This window comes from Marinomonas sp. PE14-40 (genome assembly GCF_051623805.1).
Lineage (GTDB): Bacteria > Pseudomonadota > Gammaproteobacteria > Pseudomonadales > Marinomonadaceae > Marinomonas.
Genome location: NZ_CP130700.1, coordinates 1958699 through 1978679, shown reverse-complemented (window position 1 = coordinate 1978679; position 19981 = coordinate 1958699). Strand labels below are relative to the sequence as shown.

18 protein-coding genes are annotated in these 19981 nt (G+C 39.4%); 12 read left to right on the top strand and 6 right to left on the bottom strand.

Features of this window, described 5'->3' with window-relative positions:
- Window positions 1–5: 5 nt before the first annotated feature.
- Together Q0A08_RS09055 and Q0A08_RS09050 are read right to left on the bottom strand one after the other, a co-directional pair.
- On the bottom strand, window positions 6–866 hold the full coding sequence (locus Q0A08_RS09055; protein ID WP_438466486.1) for a carbohydrate ABC transporter permease: 861 nt from the start codon (window positions 864–866) through the stop codon (window positions 6–8).
- Window positions 867–979: 113 nt separating this feature from the next.
- The gene (locus Q0A08_RS09050) at window positions 980–2299 is read right to left on the bottom strand and encodes an ABC transporter substrate-binding protein (protein WP_438466484.1); all 1320 of its coding nucleotides are present in this window, start codon (window positions 2297–2299) and stop codon (window positions 980–982) included.
- 481 nt (window positions 2300–2780) lie between these two features.
- Here Q0A08_RS09050 and Q0A08_RS09045 point away from each other — a divergent pair, with 481 nt between their 5' ends.
- Together Q0A08_RS09045 and Q0A08_RS09040 are read left to right on the top strand one after the other, a co-directional pair.
- Window positions 2781–4625: a monovalent cation:proton antiporter-2 (CPA2) family protein gene (locus Q0A08_RS09045; RefSeq protein ID WP_438466482.1), complete on the top strand. Its 1845-nt coding sequence runs from the start codon at window positions 2781–2783 to the stop codon at window positions 4623–4625.
- Window positions 4626–4717: 92 nt separating this feature from the next.
- Window positions 4718–5641 carry a histone deacetylase family protein gene (locus Q0A08_RS09040; protein WP_438466480.1) on the top strand — a complete coding sequence of 308 codons (924 nt, stop codon included), beginning with the start codon at window positions 4718–4720 and terminating at the stop codon, window positions 5639–5641.
- Window positions 5642–5724: 83 nt separating this feature from the next.
- On the opposite strand, the gene Q0A08_RS09035 is transcribed toward Q0A08_RS09040, so the two are convergent.
- On the bottom strand, window positions 5725–6726 hold the full coding sequence (locus Q0A08_RS09035) for a sensor domain-containing diguanylate cyclase (protein WP_438466478.1): 1002 nt from the start codon (window positions 6724–6726) through the stop codon (window positions 5725–5727).
- A gap of 237 nt (window positions 6727–6963) precedes the next feature.
- Here Q0A08_RS09035 and Q0A08_RS09030 point away from each other — a divergent pair, with 237 nt between their 5' ends.
- The gene (locus Q0A08_RS09030) at window positions 6964–7227 is read left to right on the top strand and encodes a hypothetical protein (RefSeq protein WP_438466476.1); all 264 of its coding nucleotides are present in this window, start codon (window positions 6964–6966) and stop codon (window positions 7225–7227) included.
- Between the two features lie 205 nt (window positions 7228–7432).
- Entirely contained in the window at window positions 7433–7834 is a 402-nt protein-coding gene (locus Q0A08_RS09025; protein WP_438466474.1) for a VanZ family protein, read from the top strand.
- Window positions 7835–7873: 39 nt separating this feature from the next.
- On the opposite strand, the gene ubiM is transcribed toward Q0A08_RS09025, so the two are convergent.
- A complete protein-coding gene (gene ubiM / locus Q0A08_RS09020) occupies window positions 7874–9073 on the bottom strand; it encodes a 5-demethoxyubiquinol-8 5-hydroxylase UbiM (protein ID WP_438466472.1) in 1200 nt (399 codons plus the stop codon).
- 168 nt (window positions 9074–9241) lie between these two features.
- On the opposite strand from ubiM, the gene Q0A08_RS09015 reads away from it, so the two are divergent.
- From Q0A08_RS09015 to Q0A08_RS09000, 4 genes are all read left to right on the top strand, one after another.
- On the top strand, window positions 9242–9973 hold the full coding sequence (locus Q0A08_RS09015) for a sulfite exporter TauE/SafE family protein (protein ID WP_438466470.1): 732 nt from the start codon (window positions 9242–9244) through the stop codon (window positions 9971–9973).
- Between the two features lie 16 nt (window positions 9974–9989).
- Window positions 9990–10388, top strand: a complete 399-nt coding sequence (locus Q0A08_RS09010) for a DUF4345 domain-containing protein (protein ID WP_438466469.1) — start codon at window positions 9990–9992, stop codon at window positions 10386–10388.
- A 118-nt stretch (window positions 10389–10506) separates the two neighbouring features.
- Entirely contained in the window at window positions 10507–11034 is a 528-nt protein-coding gene (locus tag Q0A08_RS09005) for a 2TM domain-containing protein (protein WP_438466467.1), read from the top strand.
- A 23-nt stretch (window positions 11035–11057) separates the two neighbouring features.
- Window positions 11058–11462 (top strand): NUDIX domain-containing protein, encoded by a 405-nt coding sequence (locus Q0A08_RS09000; protein ID WP_438466465.1) that lies wholly within the window; start codon window positions 11058–11060, stop codon window positions 11460–11462.
- 132 nt (window positions 11463–11594) lie between these two features.
- Here Q0A08_RS09000 and Q0A08_RS08995 read toward each other — a convergent pair whose 3' ends face one another.
- Window positions 11595–13037, bottom strand: coding sequence for an NCS2 family permease (locus Q0A08_RS08995; protein ID WP_438466464.1), 1443 nt, complete (start codon window positions 13035–13037; stop codon window positions 11595–11597).
- Window positions 13038–13604: 567 nt separating this feature from the next.
- Window positions 13605–14639, bottom strand: coding sequence for a GlxA family transcriptional regulator (locus Q0A08_RS08990; RefSeq protein ID WP_438466462.1), 1035 nt, complete (start codon window positions 14637–14639; stop codon window positions 13605–13607).
- 170 nt (window positions 14640–14809) lie between these two features.
- On the opposite strand from Q0A08_RS08990, the gene Q0A08_RS08985 reads away from it, so the two are divergent.
- From Q0A08_RS08985 to Q0A08_RS08970, 4 genes are all read left to right on the top strand, one after another.
- Window positions 14810–15628, top strand: coding sequence for an alpha/beta hydrolase family protein (locus tag Q0A08_RS08985; protein ID WP_438466460.1), 819 nt, complete (start codon window positions 14810–14812; stop codon window positions 15626–15628).
- Window positions 15629–16464: 836 nt separating this feature from the next.
- Window positions 16465–17538, top strand: a complete 1074-nt coding sequence (locus tag Q0A08_RS08980; protein ID WP_438466458.1) for a GGDEF domain-containing protein — start codon at window positions 16465–16467, stop codon at window positions 17536–17538.
- Entirely contained in the window at window positions 17535–18608 is a 1074-nt protein-coding gene (locus Q0A08_RS08975; RefSeq protein WP_438466456.1) for an MASE2 domain-containing protein, read from the top strand. The genes Q0A08_RS08980 and Q0A08_RS08975 overlap by 4 nt, the downstream gene beginning before the upstream one ends.
- Window positions 18609–19271: 663 nt before the next feature.
- Window positions 19272–19793 (top strand): MerR family transcriptional regulator, encoded by a 522-nt coding sequence (locus Q0A08_RS08970; protein ID WP_438466454.1) that lies wholly within the window; start codon window positions 19272–19274, stop codon window positions 19791–19793.
- The last annotated feature ends 188 nt before the right edge of the window (window positions 19794–19981 follow it).

Genomic DNA, 19981 nt, shown 5'->3' with positions numbered 1-19981 from the left:
TTACCTCACACCGTTAGGTTTTTGCCGACGGCACGAATTAAGAAAAAGGCAACAATATTGGCTAGAATCACCGCGAATAAACCACCTGCTGAAGCGACACCAACGTCATACTGAAGTAGGGCTTGGTTATAAATCAGATAAGCAAGGTTCGTACTGTCATAACCTGGGCCACCGCCTGTCGATACGAAAATCTCAGCAAAAACGGCCAGTAAGAAAATAGTTTCTATCATGACGACCACAGCAATAGGGCGTGAGAGATGAGGAATGGTCAGGTAACGAAAAATATGCCAACCGTTAGCGCCATCCATTTGTGCTGCTTCTTTCTGCTCTGTGTCTTGAGACTGTAGAGCGGTCACGAACACTAAAATAGCAAAGGGAAGCCACTGCCAGCTCACCATGATAATGACTGACATGAGAGGGAAGTCTGACAGCCAATCTATGGGTTCTAACCCTAATGATTGGGAGATCCAGGCAAATACGCCATATACTGGGTTCATCATCATATTCTTCCAAATCAAAGCGTTGACTGTTGGCATGATGAAGAAAGGTGAGATCAGCAGTACTCGAACAATACCTTGTCCAAAGAAAGGTTTATCAATTAATGCTGAAAGGGCAACCCCGAGAACAACGGTAATAATGAGTACCGATATTAAGAGAATTAAGGTGTTGAGGACGGCAGGCATGAAGCCTGGGTCAGTGATGAAAAACTCAAAATTCATCCAGCCAACAAAGTTGTTTTGACCTGGGTAAAGCAGGTTAAAACGTATGGTTGAAAAGTAGATGGTCATGGATAAAGGCACTATCATCCAAATCAAGAGGAGGATGATTGAGGGGGCCATTAATAAGCGAGTAATTGAACGCTTCATGGAGTTGTATCTCTTATTATAGGTTTGAAAGTCGTCTTCTAACGGGTATGCCTGAAACACATTAAGTCGTAATAAAAAAGGCAGAGGTGATTAACCCTCTGCCTTTAATTTGGTTAGTAATAACCCGCTTGACGCATTTGACGATTTGCAGAAGTGTTGGCCGATTTCAGTGCTTGATCGACTGACATACTGCCAGCGAGTGCACCTGATACCATTTGTCCTGTTGTCGTTCCGATTGCTTGGAACTCAGGAATAGCCGCAAACTGAACGCCCACATAAGGTGACGGTTTCAATGTGCTATCAGCTGGATTAGCAGAATTGATTGCTTTTAACTCAGCTTTGGCAAATACCGCCGCTTCTTGGAATTTAGGGTTAGCATAAGTACTGCTACGAGTACCTGTTGGTACCGCCGCCCAGCCATTGGTTTCGCCTACTAGCTGGATATAGTCTTTCGAAGTTGCCCAACGGATAAAGGTTTGTGCTGCATCAGCGTTTTTCGTGCCAGCAGGAATCGCAAGCGACCATGCCCATAACCAGTTAGCACCTTTATCTGTCGCTTTAATTGGAGACTGTGCAAAGCCAACCTGATCAGCAACAGTACTTTGTGTTGGATCTGTTACGAAAGATGCTGCAATGGTGGCATCAATCCACATGCCGCATTTACCTTGGTTAAAGAGAGCTAGGTTTTCATTGAAACTATTACTACTTGCTCCAGGAGGACCGTATTTAGTCAGTAGGTCAACATAGAAGCTAACAGCACTTTTCCATTCCGCCGTTTCAAGTTGAGGCTTCCAGTCTTCGTCAAACCAGCGTGCACCAAAGGAGTTTGCCATGGTAGACACGAAGGCCATGTTATCGCCCCAGCCAGCTTTACCGCGTAAGCACATGCCATAAACCCCTTCGCCGGGATTATGCACGGCAGCAGCAACATCACGGATATGTTCCCAACTATCACGGTCGTTAATTTCCATACCAGCTGCTTTAACTAGGTCTTTACGGTACATCACCATAGAACTTTCGCCATAGAAAGGTGCTGCATACAAGGTGTTGTTATAAGATAGACCGCCACGAATAGAAGGAATGATATCTTCAACATCATAACTACCACTGGTGTCGATTGGCTCTAGCCAGTTTCTTTCACCCCAGATTGGTGCTTCGTACATGCCGATTGTCATGACATCATAAAGGCCGCTTTTGTTAGCGATGTCTTGAGTCACGTTTTGGCGTAATACACCTTCTTCCAGAGTAACCCATTTCACTTTGATATCTGGATTGGCTTGTTCAAAAATTGGCGTGAGTTTTTGCATCTCAATCATGTGGCCATTATTAACGGTTGCCACAGTGATTTCTGTTTGTGCATAAAGGTTTGCAGTGCTCATTGCAGCAGCGAGAGTAACAGCGCAAGCGAGCGAATTTTTAGCTAGGGTATTCATAGGTTGTTCCCCGGTTGGAGTATATTGTTTTTATAGTCTTACCTAATCTTGGTGTTCACTACCAAGTGTTGTTAACTATAGATGAGCAGAAATTGACTCTCTAATACATAAATACTCAATATAGATACTTTTTTGCTTATGTTTAATTAGATATCAATAAAAACAGTCATAATCGTATTACTTTAAAGCATCTTAAGCTTTATATGGCATTGTTTTATAAGCGCTTTTTAAAACCAGTTAGGTTTTGTTTTTATCTATACTAAATTGGCTACAAAGTATGAAGAACGGCTGTTTTGACTCAAAATAGGTTAGGTTTATAAGTTTTTGAGGGCATCTGACAAAAGTAATGGCTAGCATTAGGAAATTATTAGACCGTTTCTATCTTCCCAAGGTTGGGGGATAGGGTTAACATTCTTCATAAATTTTACTTATCAATTTTCACTGAATTATTCACAATCAATATTAGATTAAGGTGGTCCTCATGGCGGGTGGGTTAATGGAGCAAGCGTTTGTTTTTTTAGGAGCCGCTGTTGTGACGGTACCTATTGCGAAGCGCTTAGGTCTGGGCTCGGTATTAGGTTACCTGATTGCGGGCGCTATAATCGGGCCTTATGTGTTAGGTATCGTAGCGAACGATGTTAATGATGTGATGCATTTTGCAGAGTTTGGTGTGGTGATGATGCTCTTTCTGGTGGGGCTTGAGTTACAGCCTTCAGTACTTTGGAAATTAAGAGTGCCCATAGTGGGTCTTGGCGGGGCGCAGGTTCTCTTAAGTACAGGCTTAATGACGCTTGTTGCTATGGCATTTGGCTTACCTTGGCAAACGGCGCTTGTGGTTGGCATGATATTGTCGTTATCTTCCACTGCTATTGTATTACAGTTGTTAAATGAAAATGGTTTGATGAAGTCTCAATTAGGCCAATCTTCGTTTGCAGTGCTTCTCTTTCAAGATATTGCCGTGATACCTATGCTGGCTTTTATGCCGTTATTGGCATTGACAAGTCCGAGTGTGGTTGAAGAGGCGAATCAGTTAAGTGGTTGGCAACATGCCGCTCAGCTCTTTGTGGTGATTGCCGCTATTATCCTGGCAGGAAAATACCTATTAAGGCCTTTATTTCGCATTATTGCTGAAACCAAAATGCGAGAGATTTTCACCGCAACGGCTTTGTTTTTAGTTATAGGAATCGCGCTATTGATGAATGCGATTGGTGTATCTGCTGCCCTTGGTACTTTTATCGCAGGTGTTGTTTTAGCTGAAAGTGAATATCGCCATGAGTTAGAGGCAGAAATTGCGCCTTTCAAAGGCTTGTTGTTAGGCCTCTTCTTTATTTCGGTCGGCGCTAGCATTAACTTCTCAATCCTAATGGCTGAACCTTTGCAGATAGGGGCCTTGGTTGTTCTGTTAATGCTTTGCAAAATGTTGGTGCTCTTTAGTTTGTCTCGTATCTTTAAGCTTAAAGGTGGCAATGGCTGGTACTTTACCTTTGCTTTATCGCAAGCGGGTGAGTTCTGTTTTGTGCTTTTCTCATTTGCAGGCCAGCACCATATTTTAGGCAATGACATCATAGACCCTTTAGTGGTTGTCGTGGCGCTTTCTATGGCAGCAACACCTATCTTAATGATATTACAGGATAAAGTGATTGAACCTCTGTTTGTGAGAAAAGGCTGCAAACAGCAAGAAGCCGATGAAATCGATGATGGTGATACGCCAGTTATTTTGGCCGGTATGGGTCGCTTTGGCCAGATAGTGGCAAGGCTTTTATTGATGAAAGGCTATCAAGTGACTGTCTTAGAGCATGATGCAGGCCAGATTGAGCTACTGAGATCGTTCGGTACCAAAGTTTTTTATGGCGATGCTTCTAGGGGGGATCTATTACATTCTGCTGGGGCTGATCATGCTAAGTTACTTGTTGTTGCTGTAGATGAACATGAGAAAGCCATGGAGATCGTGACTCACGCAAGAAAGCATTACCCACATCTAAAAATTCTAGTCAGAGCAATAGGCCGTTTGGAAGTACATGACCTTAAAGTAGCAGGCGCTGATGCCATTGTTCGTGAAACTTTCCATTCAGCTCTCAACCTTGGTGAGCAAGCGCTTGAGTCTTTAGGGTTATCATCGCAAGAAGCGCAGAATGCTGCCGCACTTTTCAAACAGCATGATGAGCATAATGTCATGGCGATGGGAAGCTTCCATGAGGATGAGAAAAAATACCGTTCTCAAGCCCAAGAAAATTACGATGCTTTGGCTGCTGTTTTACAGGCTGATGTAAGCGACGAAGAGCGAGAGAACGCGCCAATAAATACGGCAAAACCAGCTACTGAATAGTGGTTGGATTCTAATAGGGCCTTCTTAGAAGGCTCTATTAATAAAAAATGGCCAACAAAGACTGAATTAACAGATAAAAATTAAGATCACCTATGCCTTTTTTACCCTTGGTTTATCATTCTCATTACTCTATTCCTTTTCCTGCTGGGCATCGATTTCCCATGCAAAAGTTTGCCCTGTTAGAAGAGGAGTTAAGACGGGTTGGGGTATTAACGGATAAAAATATGTTTAGTCCATCACCCATGTCACTTACCACGCTTATGCAGGCACATAGTCCAGAATATGTGCAGAGCTTTGTGCGAGGAAAAATGTCTGACAAAGCCATGCGAGAAATTGGTTTACCTTGGTCAGACTGGCTGGTGGAACGGACATTAAGAGCGGTATCAGGCACTTTATTAACAGCAGATCTTGCCCTTGAGTATGGTATTGCAGTCCACCTTGCTGGTGGTACGCATCATGCTCACAAGGACTATGGTACAGGCTTTTGTATTTTTAATGACCAAGCGGTTGCCGCTATTCATTTGATTGAGTCAGGTAAGGCTAAAAAAGTATTGGTTCTAGATTGCGATGTGCATCAAGGTGATGGCACTGCTGCCATGTGCGCCTCATATGATGCCATTGAAACCGTCTCTTGGCATTGTGAAGAAAATTACCCAGCAATTAAGCAAGAAGCGGGAATTAATATACAGATACCGAAAGGCGCAGGTGATGCTGAATATCTGGCTATTTTGAAAGCCGGTATTCCTAGGCTTTTAGACGAGATTAACTCTGATTTTGTCTTTTATGATGCAGGTGTTGATGTCCATAAAGATGACAGATTAGGTTTTTTAAATTTAACCGATGAGGGAATCTGGCAAAGAGATCAATATGTTATTAATGAATGTCGAAAAAGGGATCTGCCTATAGCTTGTGTGATTGGTGGGGGCTACGATAAAGATCAAACTAAAGTCGCGTGGCGTCATAGTATTTTGCATAAAGCTGCTAATGCCTTGATTACCCAAAATGACGAATACTAATTAAAGATTCATATACTGATTTAATTAGTGTTATTTAAAAAGAGCGGTATTGTCGTTTTGTGTTTTACCCATTATTAAGTTTACTATCCATCATCATCGCTTAATTTTGGCTCTAGAGGGTGTTGGTTTTTTTGCTCATGCTTACATTCATACATCTTGTTATCAGCCTGTTGAATGTAACTTTCAATCGAACTAGGTAAGAGACTATTGCATTCAATTAAACCGTAAGAGAAACCCACTTCGTATTCAAGCTCTTGAGATGAGACAACACTTTTAAGATTGTTTGAAAGCTTTTCAATCATTTCATCTGCAGCATTAAGGTCAGAATTAAACAGTAGGGCAATAAATTCATCCCCGCCGATTCGAGCCAATAGATCAAAATTTCTAAAGCTCGATTTCATCACACTGGCAAATAATTGTAGTGCATTATCTCCTTCACTATGGCCGTGTACATCATTGATCTGTTTGAAGTTATTTAAATCAAAATAGACTAAAGTTGCAGGCATGTTTTGCTTTTTATTGAAGTTTAAATAATGGTTGGCAACAAGCGTAAAGCCACGACGATTGGATAGGTTAGTCAGTTCATCCATGGTTGAAAGTTGAATGGCACAAAGTTCTTGTTCAACAGTATATGCAAGGTCCGATAGGGCGGTTAAGTCTTCCTCGGTTAGCTTCTTAGGTTTTTTATCTATGATGCAAAGGGTGCCTATTTTTTCACCGTTAGCTGCTGTTAAAGGATGACCAGCATAAAAGCGAATGTTGGGATCACCAGTTACTAAGGGATTATCAGTAAAGCGAGAGTCTTCAAGGGCATCTTTTATGTAAAAAGTGCTATCTCCTAAAATAGCATGACCACAAAAAGAGATGTCTCTTGGCGTCTCTGAAACCGCGAGTCCGTCACTCGATTTGAACCACTGTCGATTTTCATCAACTAGGCTCACCAATGCGATAGGGACATTGAATAGTCTTTTAGCCATTCTGGTGACTCTGTCAAAGCGCTCTTCTGGTAAGGTGTCTAAAATGTTTAACGCCTTGAGTGTTTCCAGCCGCTTTTCTTCAGTGTTTGGTAATTCAGGTTTTTTCATAAATTAGTCCATTATGAATTTATTGATGTTTAGCCTGCTACGGACTTTTAGGTAGCCGTTTTTTATCTGTGCCTATTTTTGAACCTTCTTCAATTATTAGACTAAGATTTAAGTGTAGTTACTTATTTAGTTGTGGCTAATTTTCACAAATAAAAATTAGTAATAAGACAAACTTGCTAGATACATACCTATCTGTTCAAATATGAAACAGATTGAAAGATTTTTAGGGGAAGGGTTATGCAATTGGATAAACCCATTGGTGCTTATCAAACGAGTTTAGCTGGGATACAAAAAGCTGAGCAACAAATGTCGAATGCGGCAAGGGATGTCGCTGCGTCTAGCGCGACCAGCCCTGATACTGAGCGACCAATACAAGCTACCCAAGATATGAATCAATCTTTGATAAAGCAGCAAGAAGCCAAGCTTCAATTTGAGGCATCGGCCAAAGCGCTAGAAGCCAGTAATGGAACACTGGGTAGCTTAATAGATATCAAAGTTTGATAAACTTTTAATAAAGGTGTTTGACTGGCTCTCCTCAGAATTCTCCTTTCCTTCTTTATCTTCTACTTTTCATACAAGATCCTTTGTACTCTGCTCATCACGCTGGCATCAATTTTGATTTTCGCATTTTGTGTCACAAAATAGACGAATCTAAAAACTCGGTATACTCTTAAGCACCAGTCTATTAAAACGTGTTTAGTATCCCATGCAAAAAATTCTCTTATGTGTCACTTCTTTGTTTGTCGCTTTTGTTTTTTGGATTATCTTTATGGCAAACACGGGACAAGATATGTGGCTATTTGAATTTACACGTAAAGTCCCATTTGGCGATAAGTTAGGTCACTTTTTCGTATTTGGGAGCTTAACTCTAATGGCTAATCTTGCCTCTCGTGGCAGCTTGATTCACTTTAAATTTGGTTCGATTTACTGGGGAAGTCTGGCGGTAATAATTTTTGTAACACTAGAAGAGTTAAGTCAGTACTTTTTCGCAACCCGCACCTTAGATCTATTCGACTATCTTGCCAACCTCATAGGGATTTTATGCTTTACTGGGTTGAGTCGTGAAATGATGAATACAGCCCTATTTCGAAATAGGGCCATCAATTAGGACAAAGCTTACTATTAAGGCGACTTACTCGCAGGTCCCTTAACGGACTTGCGTTAGTCTGTGGGTGACAAGTCTTTTAAAGGGCAATACCTTATTGCCAAGTCTGATACCGATTTTTCTGACGGCTTTAGCCAATGGTGCCTTATTGGTATAGAGGGTAACTATGGTATTGGTTGCATCATAAAGTGGTTTGCTTAAAAGTTTATGGCGGGCTTCGTATTCGTGTAACAAACGTTTTGACGCGATATTTTTTCCTTTACTGTGCGCCTTAATAATCAGCTGAGCGAGTGTGTCCGCCGAACGTAAACCTAAGTTGAAACCATGTGCTGTAACTGGGTGCATACCAACAGCAGCATCGCCAATCAGGGCAAAATTTTGGCTAATGAAGCGATCGGACATAACGCCAACGAGTGGATAGGCGATTGGTTTGCTAATGAGAGTCATCTTGCCTAACCTGTGATTCAACATGGATTGAGCCTCAGCACAAAAGGCCATATCACCTAAGGCAAGTAAGCGTTCTGATTCGCTGGCGTTGACGGTAATCACAATGGAAGAGGTATTCTCTGCAAGGGGTAAAATAGCACAGGTTTTATCATACTGAAAGCATTCTTGGGCGGTGTTATTGTGGCTGCCTTCATGCTTCATGTTGCACACTAACATAACCTTTCCGTAATCTTTCATTTTAGCGCTTAAGCCCATCATACGGCGTGTTTCAGAAAAACGACTGTCAGAAGATACTAAGAGTTTGCATTCGATCAGAACATCGTCAGATTCAATTAAACAAGTATCTTGATTAGTATGGAGTTTTTTTACCTTTTGTTCACAGATTAAGCTGATATTGGGTTGTGTTTTAACTTGGTTATATAGCGCTTGTCGGATTTGATAGTTAGCGACTAAGTAGCCAAGCGAAGCGTTTGGATCATCCGATCGATCAAACTCTAACGTCGATGTTGATTCATTCGATAAGGTATTAAGGTCGCCATTAATAACCTTAGCTTCTTTAATTGGGTGTATAACGTCGGCTGGAAATGTTTGCCATACCCCTAATTCAGACAAGATAGTTTTAGATAAATGTGTCATAGCAATATCTCTACCATCGAATTGAGGTTGCGCAATATTTTCTATTGATTGTTTGTCTATTAAGGCAATTTTCAGGCCTGATTGGGCAAGACTTAGCGCAAAACTTAATCCGGTTGGCCCTGCACCGATTATGGCAATATCTAGCTTTTTCTTGTCCATTACTTACCTCAATATCAATAAAACGTTTTAAAGGCAGGCTATCAGTTTGTACCCTTTTAAGGCTGATATAAGTCATGTGGTGAGATTAAAGGTGAGAATCTAGCTTAGATTTTAAGGGGCTTGGCTCTATGTTAAGCTTTCTCAAATTAATCAATAAAAAGAGTATGTATGGATTGGATGCTAGGGGCTTTTTTTGTGATGGCCTTGTTTGCCGCCATACTATCCACATTAGCTGGCTTTGGTTCAGCTTTGATCTTGATTAGTGCGACCTCTCTTATGTTCGATATAAAATGGAGCATAGCGTTAACCAGCTTCTTTTATTTCTATAACACCTCCTTAAAAACCTACTATTTAAAGCCCTATATCAACTGGCCACTGGTATTTAAGCTGAGTCTCCTTTCTATTCCTGGTGTGTTTATTGGCGCCTATTCTTTGTTATTTTTAGATGCGAACTGGCTTGTATTCATACTTGTCGCTATGTCTTTGCTTTACTTAGTAATTGATCTATTTCGTCTTATGCCAAATTACAAGATCAGTGATAGTGTCTTAATTTTTACGGGTTTTATCTATGGTCTTGTTTCGGGAGCCGTGGGTTCTGGCAGCCTCATAAAAGCCTTGGTTTTTAAACAGCTAGCATTGAAAAAGGAAGTTTTCGTTGCCTCTATGGCTGCCAGTGCCTTGCCATTAAATATCATTAAGATAAGTATTTTTACTTGGGCATCATTAGTTGCATTTGAGGATCTGTCTTATCTTATAGTCCTTTTGTTAGCTAGTTACCTAGGGACTCAGATTGGTAAATATTATTTATCAAAATTGAAACAGAAATGGTTTGATCATCTTGTTAGACTTATCTTACTGATGTTATCTATCAGCTTAATTTTTAAGGCTATAACAAATTAACTAAAAGGGATTAGTAATGACACTAGCGCAATGGATTATTCGTTTAAATGCTTTATTTTTTAGTCTTTACGGTTTGTTGTTTTTCTTTGTGCCGGAAACGCTTTTATTTTGGGTAACAGGCTCAGCTGCGAATACTACTTCTGCCATGATTGATACTCGGGCAACTTATGGTGGTATGAGTTTGGCGATTGGGTTATTACTTTTCTATTTCTCAATGAAACTGGTTTATGAGAAATTAGGCTTAGTATTCGTCATCTTAATTATGGGGAATATGGCTTTTGGTCGTAGTTTAGGTATTTTACTTGATGGTAACCCGAACCCGGTTATGTGGCTGTTTTTAGTCGGGGAGTTAGTTACCTTAATTATTAGTGCTGTCTTACTCACTAGAGGGCAGCTTAAGTCCCAATTAACTTAACGACAGTTTTATGTAAGTGATTGAAATATATAGGGTGTCACCTTGGTGTCATGCTGGTGTCGTTCTGAATCTTTGGGTCTGTTGTTAAAATTTATTCTTATTATTTTAAGGGATGGCTATGGGTGTTAAACAGTTAAGATTGGATAAAGGCTGGTCTCAAGAAGAGCTGTCACAACTGTCTGGTTTAAGTGTGCGTACTATTCAGCGTATTGAACAAGGCAATAAGGCAGGGTTGGAAAGTCTGAAATCCCTTGCTGCAGTCTTTGAGTTACAGGTATCTGACCTACATAAGATTGAACCTAATCTAATGGCTAGTTCCAAAACTGAAAAACAGGAGTCGGATAATATGAATGAAGAAAGTAGCAACAATGGGAAGGAATCAGCTGAAAAAGCTGCTGTCATTGCTCAGGTGAAGCGTATAAAAGCCTTTAATAAAAACTTACTTAGCTATGCAGGTGTCATCTTACTTTTATTGGTGATTAACCTGCTGACAAGTCCAGATTATTTTTGGGTAGTTTGGCCTGCGCTAGGTTGGGGAATTGCTTTATTGATTCAGGGATTAAGTGCGCACGAAGTTGTGAATGTATTTGGCTCTGACTGGGAAAAGAAACAAATTGAAAAGCGTTTAGGTAAAAATCAAGATTAACCGAACTAGAAGAGACTTTATTCATGGAGCAACACCCTTGTGTATCCTTTTTATTAATTCGAGATAATAAGATACTACTAGAAAAGCGTTCTTTATTAAAAACGTCTGATCCAGGTTTGGTCGCTATCCCTGGTGGACATATGGAGGAAGGGGAAACACAAGTGCAAACTCTGCACCGTGAAATGGATGAAGAATTAGCGATAAAGGCTTTGTCGAGTTATTACCTCTGTTCCTTGTATCATAAGGCAACCGCTGAATTGCAGTTAATTCATTATTATGTGATTCATGGCTGGCAAGGTGAGATTAAAGCACTAGAAGCCGATGAGGTGTTTTGGTCAAAGATAGAGATTTCTGATATAGAGATAGCATCAGATAGAATCGCTTTAAATGAGTACTTACGTTTACAGTCTATTTTGAATAAAAACTAAGAAGTTAGAATAAAACTAAGAAGCTAGAGCTACTTCTTGGTTCAATATCAGGTAAAACATTAAGCATTAAAAAAGGGCCTTCAATGAAGGCCCTTTTTCGTTTCTTAGGTATTAAGATTTGTTACAACAAACTTAGTGACCTAGGAAGATAAACTTCAGAATGAATAGCACAGTTAATGCCCATACACCTGCAGATACTTCATTTGCCTTACCACCACCAACTTTAAGAATGGTGTATGTTAGGAAGCCAAGTGCAATACCGTTTGCAATAGAGAAGGTGAAAGCCATCATTACAGTTGTAACAACTGCTGGGGCAAATTCAGTTAGATCGTTCCAGTCGATTTTCTTCAGAGAACTCATCATCAACATAGCAACGTAGATCAAAGCACCATCTACTGCGAAGGCTGGTAGCATTTTCGCTAATGGTAAGAAGAACATACCGAGTAAGAAAAGCACACCGATAGTTACCGCTGTCAGACCAGTACGGCCACCAACAGAGACACCCGCTGCAGACTCAGCGTAAGATGTTACCGGTGGGCAACCAAACGCTGTACCTATTACAGATGAGATAGAGTCAGCTTTAAGAGACTTACTTAGGCCTTCAATATTACCTTTTTCGTCTTGTAGGTTAGCTCGTTCAGCAACACCCATAAGAGTACCGGCAGTATCAAAGATGTTTACGAACAAGAAGGTTACAATGACAGGGATCATAGCGACTTCAAGTGCGCCCATGACATCCGCTTTCCAAAGAATTGGTTCGATAGCTGCAAAATCTGGTACAGCTAGCATTCCGCCATAGGCGACGAAGCCGGAAGCAGGTGCCCAAGACTTAGCTTCTTCAGCAACGACGAAGAAGTCAGTTGGTAGGATCCAAGTCATGATGAAAGCGACTAAAGTCGTGATACCAATACCCAGTACAACCGCACCAAATACTTTACGATAGCTAAGAACAGCGATCAGGAAGAAACTTAAAAGACCAAGCGCAGGCGCTTCAGGACCAAATTTACCAAAGCCAAAGTGTGTTAGATCAGCAAGAGCTAAGGCGTTATTTGGATCTGGTACTATCACCCCAGTGAAACGAAGACCGATAAAACCTAAGAACAAACCAACACCTGCTGTCATAGCAAGACGTAAGCTCATAGGAATACTATCTAGCATCCATTCACGTAATCGCGTCACACTCATTAACACAAAGAGCATGCCTGAAATAAAGACAGATCCTAGTGCAATTTCCCAGCTATAGCCCATAGAGCCAACAACAGAGAAGGTGAAAAATGCGTTAAGTCCCATGCCCGGTGCAAGACCAACAGGCCAATTTGCGTACAAGCCCATTAGAATGGTGGCAATCGCAGCACCAAGACAAGTGGCTAGGAATAAGCCGTCAAATGGCATGCCTGTTTTCGACATGATGATAGGGTTTAGAACGATGATATAAGACATGGTAACGAAGGTGGTTAAACCTGCCATCATCTCAATTTTGGGGGTGGTCTTGTGAGCAGCAAGTTTAAAGAGGCGTTCTAGAAAGCCACCTTTGCTGCCCTGATTATTATCATAAGCTTGGTTAACCTGATTCATAACTACAGTACTCTAATTATTTTAATCGTTTATGCCGCTTCTTTTTATTATAACGGCGCGATTGTTAAGTGATTTTTAAGTAAAAAGCCTCTTAACTGATTCGAGAAAAGAAAGCTGTGTTGGACCTTTCTTTCTCAATACTTGAACGATTGTACAGGTTTTGAACTGGGAATAAAGACTAGTAATTTCACATAGTGGTGGGTTTTACAAAAAGTTTGCACTTTTTATTTTGTGCCACACTTGCCTTTTTTCTTTATTTAAAATCTTGTACAAAAAACAGTATATGAAAGAATAATTTATCTCACGTGAATGAAATAAATAGTAGGTTATGAATAAAGTCAAAAAACATGAAATTGTCACATTATAAAAACTTATTATGATGTGAAATGATATTTAGTTGATTGAATCAGTCGTGTAAGTCCAACGAGGATATTATAATACAATTAAATAGTTCTTATAAAACAATGATATAGCTTTTTACTTCTTATTCTCATAAACAGGGTTTATTTTCATTATTATGAATGGGTCACATGTTATTCAGTCTCACCTTACTGTTGAATATTTAATTTAACTTGGTGATTTTCGCGCAAAGCGCTTTCTATAAGCGCCAGGTGTGACGCCAACCCTTTGTTTGAAGAGCTTTCTAAAAGAATTCGCATCTTGTAAACCTACTCGATAGGTAATTTGTTCGAACGCTTCTTGGCTTGATTCCAATAAATGTTTAGCTCTTTCTAAGCGTAAGTTTTGTAGGTATTGAATTGGTGTTTGTTGGGTCGCTTCCTTAAACCGGCGAATGAAATTGCGCATGCTCAAACCGAATTCCTGCACAAGGCCTTCCATACTGACCGGCTGGTGTAACTGCTTCTCAAGCCAAATCTGAATTCTTAAAATTTCATTATCATGATGATTCTTTTTAAATGTAGTGCTGGCATAAGGTGTTTGGCTGCGATCACCTGTATCTACCAAAAGTTTTTTGGCACACTCAGCAGCAAGTTGGGGTGAACCAAACTTACGAATAATATAGAGCAGCAGGTCGGCGCTGCTAGTTGAACCACCCGAGCACATAATCAGGCCATCATCAGTTACTGTTCGCTCTGTGTGTACCTTTACTTTAGGAAAGTGCTGTTGCATTTGTTCGCTAAAGAGCCAATGAGTTGTTGCTCTTTTATTATCTAATAAACCAGCTTGAGCGCTAACAAACGCCCCAGTACAGATATTGGCAATATAAGCACCTTGTTTGTGTTGTTCTTTCAACCAATTGCTCATGGGGCTTAATAGTGGCAACTCAGACAAAATATTAAACATGAACCCAGGCACTATGATAAGCCTAGGTGTATTTGGGGCTGCGGGAGTTGCTTGGATAATCGATTTTTCCGGTGTCAGAATTAAACCGCCAGTACTTTGAATACTCTTGCCAGTTAGTGATGCGGTTTCAAACTCAAATGGCTTCTCTTGTGCTTGATGCCTTTCTTCTTTCTGTGAGTTCGTTTTTTGAGATCTGAGTAAGTACTGATGAATAACATTGGCGGTTTCTAAAAACTCCATACTGGCCGCAACACTGGTAGAAGAGCAGCGATCAGCCATTAGTATTGTCACCTTCATTTTTATCCCTCGCTCGTTTTATTAAGTATAGGCATAAATAACCCTAAACAAGTCATTTATGCCTATGGTTGTGTTTAAAAGCAAGCCATAAACTGACTGAAGCCTTGTATCACTTGATTGTCTTAACGGCTGTGTTGTGGTGCTTTATTTGTATAAGGAGAGGGATAAGGATGAAGAAAATATTGTATAGCCTATTAAAAAAGCCTTTTTTTGGTCGTTTCAACAAACCTTGGCGTTGGCCTGATGATATTAATCAGAAGGATTGGCAAAGGCTTTCATTTGAGAGTGAATCTGGGGCAAAAATTTCAGCACTAATTGCTGAATCCCTTTCTGTAGATATAAAAGGAGCTGTTTTATTGTGCCACCCCATGGGGGTGTCGGCTAAAGGCTTCTGGTTAAGGTATGGCCATGCTCAGCTATTACGTCAATCTGGCTATCATGTAATGGTGTTTGATTTTAATGGTTTTGGTGAGTCTGGCTCAACGACAATGGATTTCCCACTAGATGTATTAGCAGCAGGCAATGCCTTGCAAAGTCAATATCCAAATCTTCCTCTAGGCTTAATAGGAGCATCCTTAGGAGGAGCTATGTCCGTTTGTGCAATGACAAGTCCAACTCACCCTTTTAAAGCGGCTGTCATTGAATCTGCTTTCCCTACATTAATGCACTTTTGGCGATCTTATCCTTTACCTAAGCTAGCGCTACAGTGTGTGCAATTGATTTACCCTTCAGGTGAGAAGCGGGTTCGTCCTATGCATGCCGCTAAAGCCTTAGCGGGTCGACCTGACATGCTCTTGATTTATGGAGAAGCAGATAAATTTACAACTGTTGCCCATGGTAAGCTTTTATTCGATGTTTTAAAGCAAAGTACTGAGGCTGAATTTTGGCAAGTTGAGGGAGCAATGCATACACATGCTTATGCTGCACAGCCAGAAGAATATGAAAATCGAGTACTAAGCTTTTTAGATAAAAGCTTAGTACTTACTTAATGGATTAATGAGATGAGGCCAAGAATATTGGCCTTTTGTACTTTAATACTAGGTTCCCTAACTTTCATCTGTAGCACTGACATTATGATTTGCCAATGTTCGTTTGATACGTAACCGATGTTGTTTCATTCTTTGGTTAAATTTACCTATATCGCTCTGTATTACTTCTGATTTATGACAGGAATGACGATTATGAGCGCCAAATAACACAAAGTTATTTAACCCCCATTGCTATTAATCTCTGACATTAGGTTGCATCATTTTTAGTTTAACTAAACACCTTTGTGGCAAGTGCAATCCTGATTTCACCTTTACAAGGCGTGTTCTCCTGCATCATAACTAGAGAAAATTATAGACAGAGATAAAACAAATTAACCAATTCTGAGTGTAAATTATGATTTGTTGTTTTTTGGAAAAGAGGTCGCGTTTGTAAGCTGTAACAACTAGTTTGATAAGGCATGCTTTAAAAATCGTGAATGTTTTTTGATGTGGAATCAGCGTTGTTGGCTATGAGTTTCTTGTCATGCTTTCTTAGAGGAGCTGCATATTTTATAAATTAAGATAATAAAACCTAAAAAATTAATTGTGAGTTTGATGTCAGTAAAGTGAGAGAAATAGATGAGTTAAATCAGTTTTATTAATATCTTATCGAAACGTTTGCTTTCTTTAGTTATAAAGAAATCATTTTTAAATTATTTTTTAGTTAAGTTGGTTTTATGGCGCTGTTTTTCACCTTAGTAATATGTTTTATTGGGCCTTTATAAATGCTTAAGCTTAAATAAAATAAAAATTAATTTTAAAAGTGATTAGCTTATTTAAGCTAATTGGAGGTGTGAGTGCGATTAAGTAAAGCTGCAGGGACATTTGATTATCCAATGCGCGTTGCAGGTTATTTATTGGTAATAATTAATGTTTACTTGGCCAGATTGCCTGAACTGGACTCAGCTGACCTTCCTATTTGGTTAACACTGCTATTTTTTATTATTTACCCTCATGTTGCTTTTGCTAGTTTTGTCTTAAAGCCCACTGCTAAAACTGAATCTAATAGCCTGTTAGTAGATATGCTATCCATAGGTGTAATGGCAAATTTAGTCTATTTTAACCCAGTTGTATTTCTTCCTTACTATATTGCTAATTCATCTGCTGTCTATGCACTTAAAGGGCCTGCGCTGATGCTTAAAGGCCTCATAGCGTTAGTGATTGGTATGCTGATTTCCATTCCCCTTTTTGGTTTTAAATTCGATTTAAACTTCAATACACTGGGTATCATTCCTGCCTTTTTCTATCTTTTTGTTGCTACCCATTATATGGGATATTTGTCTCACCTTAGGGGCATTGTTTTAAATAAAGCGAAGGCGAAAGCAGAAATACAAGCAAACAGCGATGCTGTGACCAAAATTGCAAATCGACGTTACTTTGACCTTCGTCTAGATGAAGAGTGGTTACGTAGTTATCGCAGCCAAACACCCTTGTCTATGTTAGCGATTGATATTGATCATTTTAAAGCTTACAACGATTTGTATGGGCACCCAGTTGGTGATGATTGTTTAAACCAAGTTGCTCAAACCATTGCTAAAAAAGTCACACGATCAAGTGATGTGGTCGCAAGAACGGGTGGGGAAGAGTTTAATATTATTCTGCCTAATACGAATCTTGAAGGGGCTCATATTGTTGCTAAAAAAGTACTGGAAGCCGTTCGCTCCTTACAAATAGAGCATAATGGTTCTGATGCGGATGACATAGTGACTGTTTCGGTTGGCGTTTCTTCTGTTATCCCCGTTAGTAGCTTTAGCACCAGAGGACTTATGCTCGCTACTGACCAAGCCTTATATCAGGCTAAAGGTGAGGGTCGTAATTGTATTGCTGTTAAGCCACTCTTTAAATCAAGTTTACCTAGGGTGGATGCATGAATAAGCTGGATGACTTGTCGGTCGAACAAGCCGCCTGGATTAGAAAATGTATTTATCGTTGTGCTTATCTTATTTGGCCTATTTTTGCTGCGATTGCCGTTTTAAACGCTATTAATAAGAGTGCTTCTTTAGACTCCTTATATTGGTTGGTGTTGGCCTTTGTATTTGCCAAGTTACTTCATTTTGTTAGCCAGCAAAGCAATAAACCTAATACTTATGTTCTTTATGAACTGCTTGTCGCTGCCTTTCTTCAAGGCGCCTTAATTGGGGTGGTAGATATTCAAGTGATACCTAGCTTGGCTATTCTTACTCCCATAGTAGCCTTTGCTTTTGTAGGCGGTTGGCTTTATTTTCTCATTAGTCTCGCTATTTGTTTTTTAGGGTTCGTTTTATACTTTTTTTGTATTGGCGTGAGTCTTTATGTGGTGTCTGACTTTGACCTTAACTTAGTATCCATTTTTGCCATTATTATTTTCCAAGTCGTGTTTACCATGGTCGCCTTAATTAATTATGGTACCTTTGAATCTGAACCTGACTTACAAGATAGCCATGAATATATAGACAAAGCCACAGGTCTTAAGAGCGGCCATTATTTAGATTATGTTTTAGAGAGTAAACGCTTTGACTTTTTATCAAGAGAGCAGTTAAAGGCAGATGAGACGGTTGTGGTTAGTTTGTTTTTAATTCGTATTGATAAGTTAAGTCAATTCTCAGAAGTTCGTACTCAAGACATTATGAACAAACAAGTTGCTGAGTTCTCTTATGACTTATTCTATTTAATCAATAGCAGTGATTTGCTGATTCGTTGGCAAGAAGACCAGCTGTTGTTAATTTCAGAGCGAAAAATTGATCTTTCAACAGAGCAAAGAGCCCAAACCTTAGTGACTAGTATGCACTCTCACCCAATAAAAGGGGCTGAGCTAACACCCTCTATTTTCTGCACTGATTTACATGTCACGCCTTCACGTACTCAAAAAAGTGACTGGTTTGATAAAATAAACCTTTGCCAAGTTGCTATGTTTAAACAGAGTAGAGTAAGTAGCTGGCAGTTTATTGATGACGACCATTAGCAACTCAAAAAGCTTTACTATAAAGAGTCACCAGCTCATTTGGAATAAAAAAGTAAAAAAAAGCGAACTCATAGAGTTCGCTAAAATTTGCAGGTCAGTGCAAATGAAACTTTGCTAAAAGAATTCTAGTTTGGCTGTTACTTCTCATACCGCCTTTATTCAATTCATCTTCTAGCGCTAAATTTTGTTGTCTTTTTAAGCATGCTTGTTTTTTGGCGCTATGCCTTAGTGGCTCTTTTTTGTACAAGTTAAATCTAATTTAACTTGGTAAACTTTAGTTTTTATTAAATGAGCGTTTAATTAAAAATAATAGTCTGCTTAGAATGGCTTTCTGTCAAACTTTAGTCTCATCGATTTTTGTCTTAGCTAGTTGTTGAAACTAGCAATAAAGTGAGGTTTTTAATAAATTTAACTTACATTTTTTGATTTTTAGAAGAAGATGAATTGTTTTAAGCTTTTTGTTACCAAATTTATTATAAAGTAAGCTCGTCGCTAATTGATTTGTTTATGTCGTTTTTGAGTTTTTCTGTTGGCCTGTCTGTTCGTCCCAATAAACTAAAATCTTAAATTTAAGGAGCGTGTTTCGTTTAGCCTTGAGCTGACTATAGGTGTCGGCTTTAACCTTTAAGACCATACTTTGCTTTTAATTGAGGTTTGTTCAAGATGACAATGATGAGTATTACCCGCTTCTCTAAGCGCTTTAATTTATCTCGTAGTACATTGCTTTATTACGAGCGCATTGGCCTATTAATGCCTTGTACTCGTTCCCAACATGGCTATCGCTACTATGGTGAAAAAGCTGAATTAAGGTTGCAAAGCATATTGGCTTATAAAGCTTATGGTATTGAATTAGGAAAAATAGCTCATCTCATTGATAGCCAAAATGAGCATGGGCAAAAGCAAGCTTTGCAAAATCAATTTAAGGCACTTGAAGTTGAAATTAACCTGTTAAGAGAACAGCAAAAAGCCATTGTCATGGCACTTGAAGAAACTGACTTAACTTCATCAGTACGATTAGATAAATTCCGTTGGGTGGCAATTATGAGAGCGGCAGGGTTTGATGATGATGCGATGAACAAGTGGCATCAGAAGTTTGAAAAAATGGAACCTGATGCGCACCAAGACTTTCTGAAAAGTTTACAGATAGAGGATGAGGAAATCGCAACCATTCGCCAGCCTAAATAAGTAAGTTTAAAAGGCTTGCTTCAATCAAAATAACCCTCAAGAAACAGCATTTTCAACAAACAAAGATAAGGTATCTTTATCTTATTTTGTCGATTTTATTCACCTTGTATTTTACATTAGGAAACCTTTGTTTCTGATAAGAAAAAGTAAAGGTTAATAATTACAATATACTGCAACTTTTCTTTCAT

What these genes read in the sequence shown, in the direction of transcription:
- Q0A08_RS09045 (WP_438466482.1), top strand. Translation starts at nt 2,781, where the DNA reads ATGGCGGGTGGGTTAATGGAGCAAGCGTTTGTTTTTTTAGGAGCCGCT.
- Q0A08_RS08970 (WP_438466454.1), top strand. Translation starts at nt 19,272, where the DNA reads ATGACAATGATGAGTATTACCCGCTTCTCTAAGCGCTTTAATTTATCT.
- Q0A08_RS09025 (WP_438466474.1), top strand. Translation starts at nt 7,433, where the DNA reads ATGCAAAAAATTCTCTTATGTGTCACTTCTTTGTTTGTCGCTTTTGTT.
- Q0A08_RS09040 (WP_438466480.1), top strand. Translation starts at nt 4,718, where the DNA reads ATGCCTTTTTTACCCTTGGTTTATCATTCTCATTACTCTATTCCTTTT.
- Q0A08_RS08995 (WP_438466464.1), bottom strand. Translation starts at nt 13,037, where the DNA reads ATGAATCAGGTTAACCAAGCTTATGATAATAATCAGGGCAGCAAAGGT.
- Q0A08_RS09050 (WP_438466484.1), bottom strand. Translation starts at nt 2,299, where the DNA reads ATGAATACCCTAGCTAAAAATTCGCTCGCTTGCGCTGTTACTCTCGCT.
- Q0A08_RS09010 (WP_438466469.1), top strand. Translation starts at nt 9,990, where the DNA reads ATGACACTAGCGCAATGGATTATTCGTTTAAATGCTTTATTTTTTAGT.
- ubiM (WP_438466472.1), bottom strand. Translation starts at nt 9,073, where the DNA reads ATGGACAAGAAAAAGCTAGATATTGCCATAATCGGTGCAGGGCCAACC.
- Q0A08_RS08985 (WP_438466460.1), top strand. Translation starts at nt 14,810, where the DNA reads ATGAAGAAAATATTGTATAGCCTATTAAAAAAGCCTTTTTTTGGTCGT.
- Q0A08_RS09035 (WP_438466478.1), bottom strand. Translation starts at nt 6,726, where the DNA reads ATGAAAAAACCTGAATTACCAAACACTGAAGAAAAGCGGCTGGAAACA.
- Q0A08_RS08975 (WP_438466456.1), top strand. Translation starts at nt 17,535, where the DNA reads ATGAATAAGCTGGATGACTTGTCGGTCGAACAAGCCGCCTGGATTAGA.
- Q0A08_RS08990 (WP_438466462.1), bottom strand. Translation starts at nt 14,639, where the DNA reads ATGAAGGTGACAATACTAATGGCTGATCGCTGCTCTTCTACCAGTGTT.
- Q0A08_RS09055 (WP_438466486.1), bottom strand. Translation starts at nt 866, where the DNA reads ATGAAGCGTTCAATTACTCGCTTATTAATGGCCCCCTCAATCATCCTC.
- Q0A08_RS09000 (WP_438466465.1), top strand. Translation starts at nt 11,058, where the DNA reads ATGGAGCAACACCCTTGTGTATCCTTTTTATTAATTCGAGATAATAAG.
- Q0A08_RS09005 (WP_438466467.1), top strand. Translation starts at nt 10,507, where the DNA reads ATGGGTGTTAAACAGTTAAGATTGGATAAAGGCTGGTCTCAAGAAGAG.
- Q0A08_RS09015 (WP_438466470.1), top strand. Translation starts at nt 9,242, where the DNA reads ATGGATTGGATGCTAGGGGCTTTTTTTGTGATGGCCTTGTTTGCCGCC.
- Q0A08_RS09030 (WP_438466476.1), top strand. Translation starts at nt 6,964, where the DNA reads ATGCAATTGGATAAACCCATTGGTGCTTATCAAACGAGTTTAGCTGGG.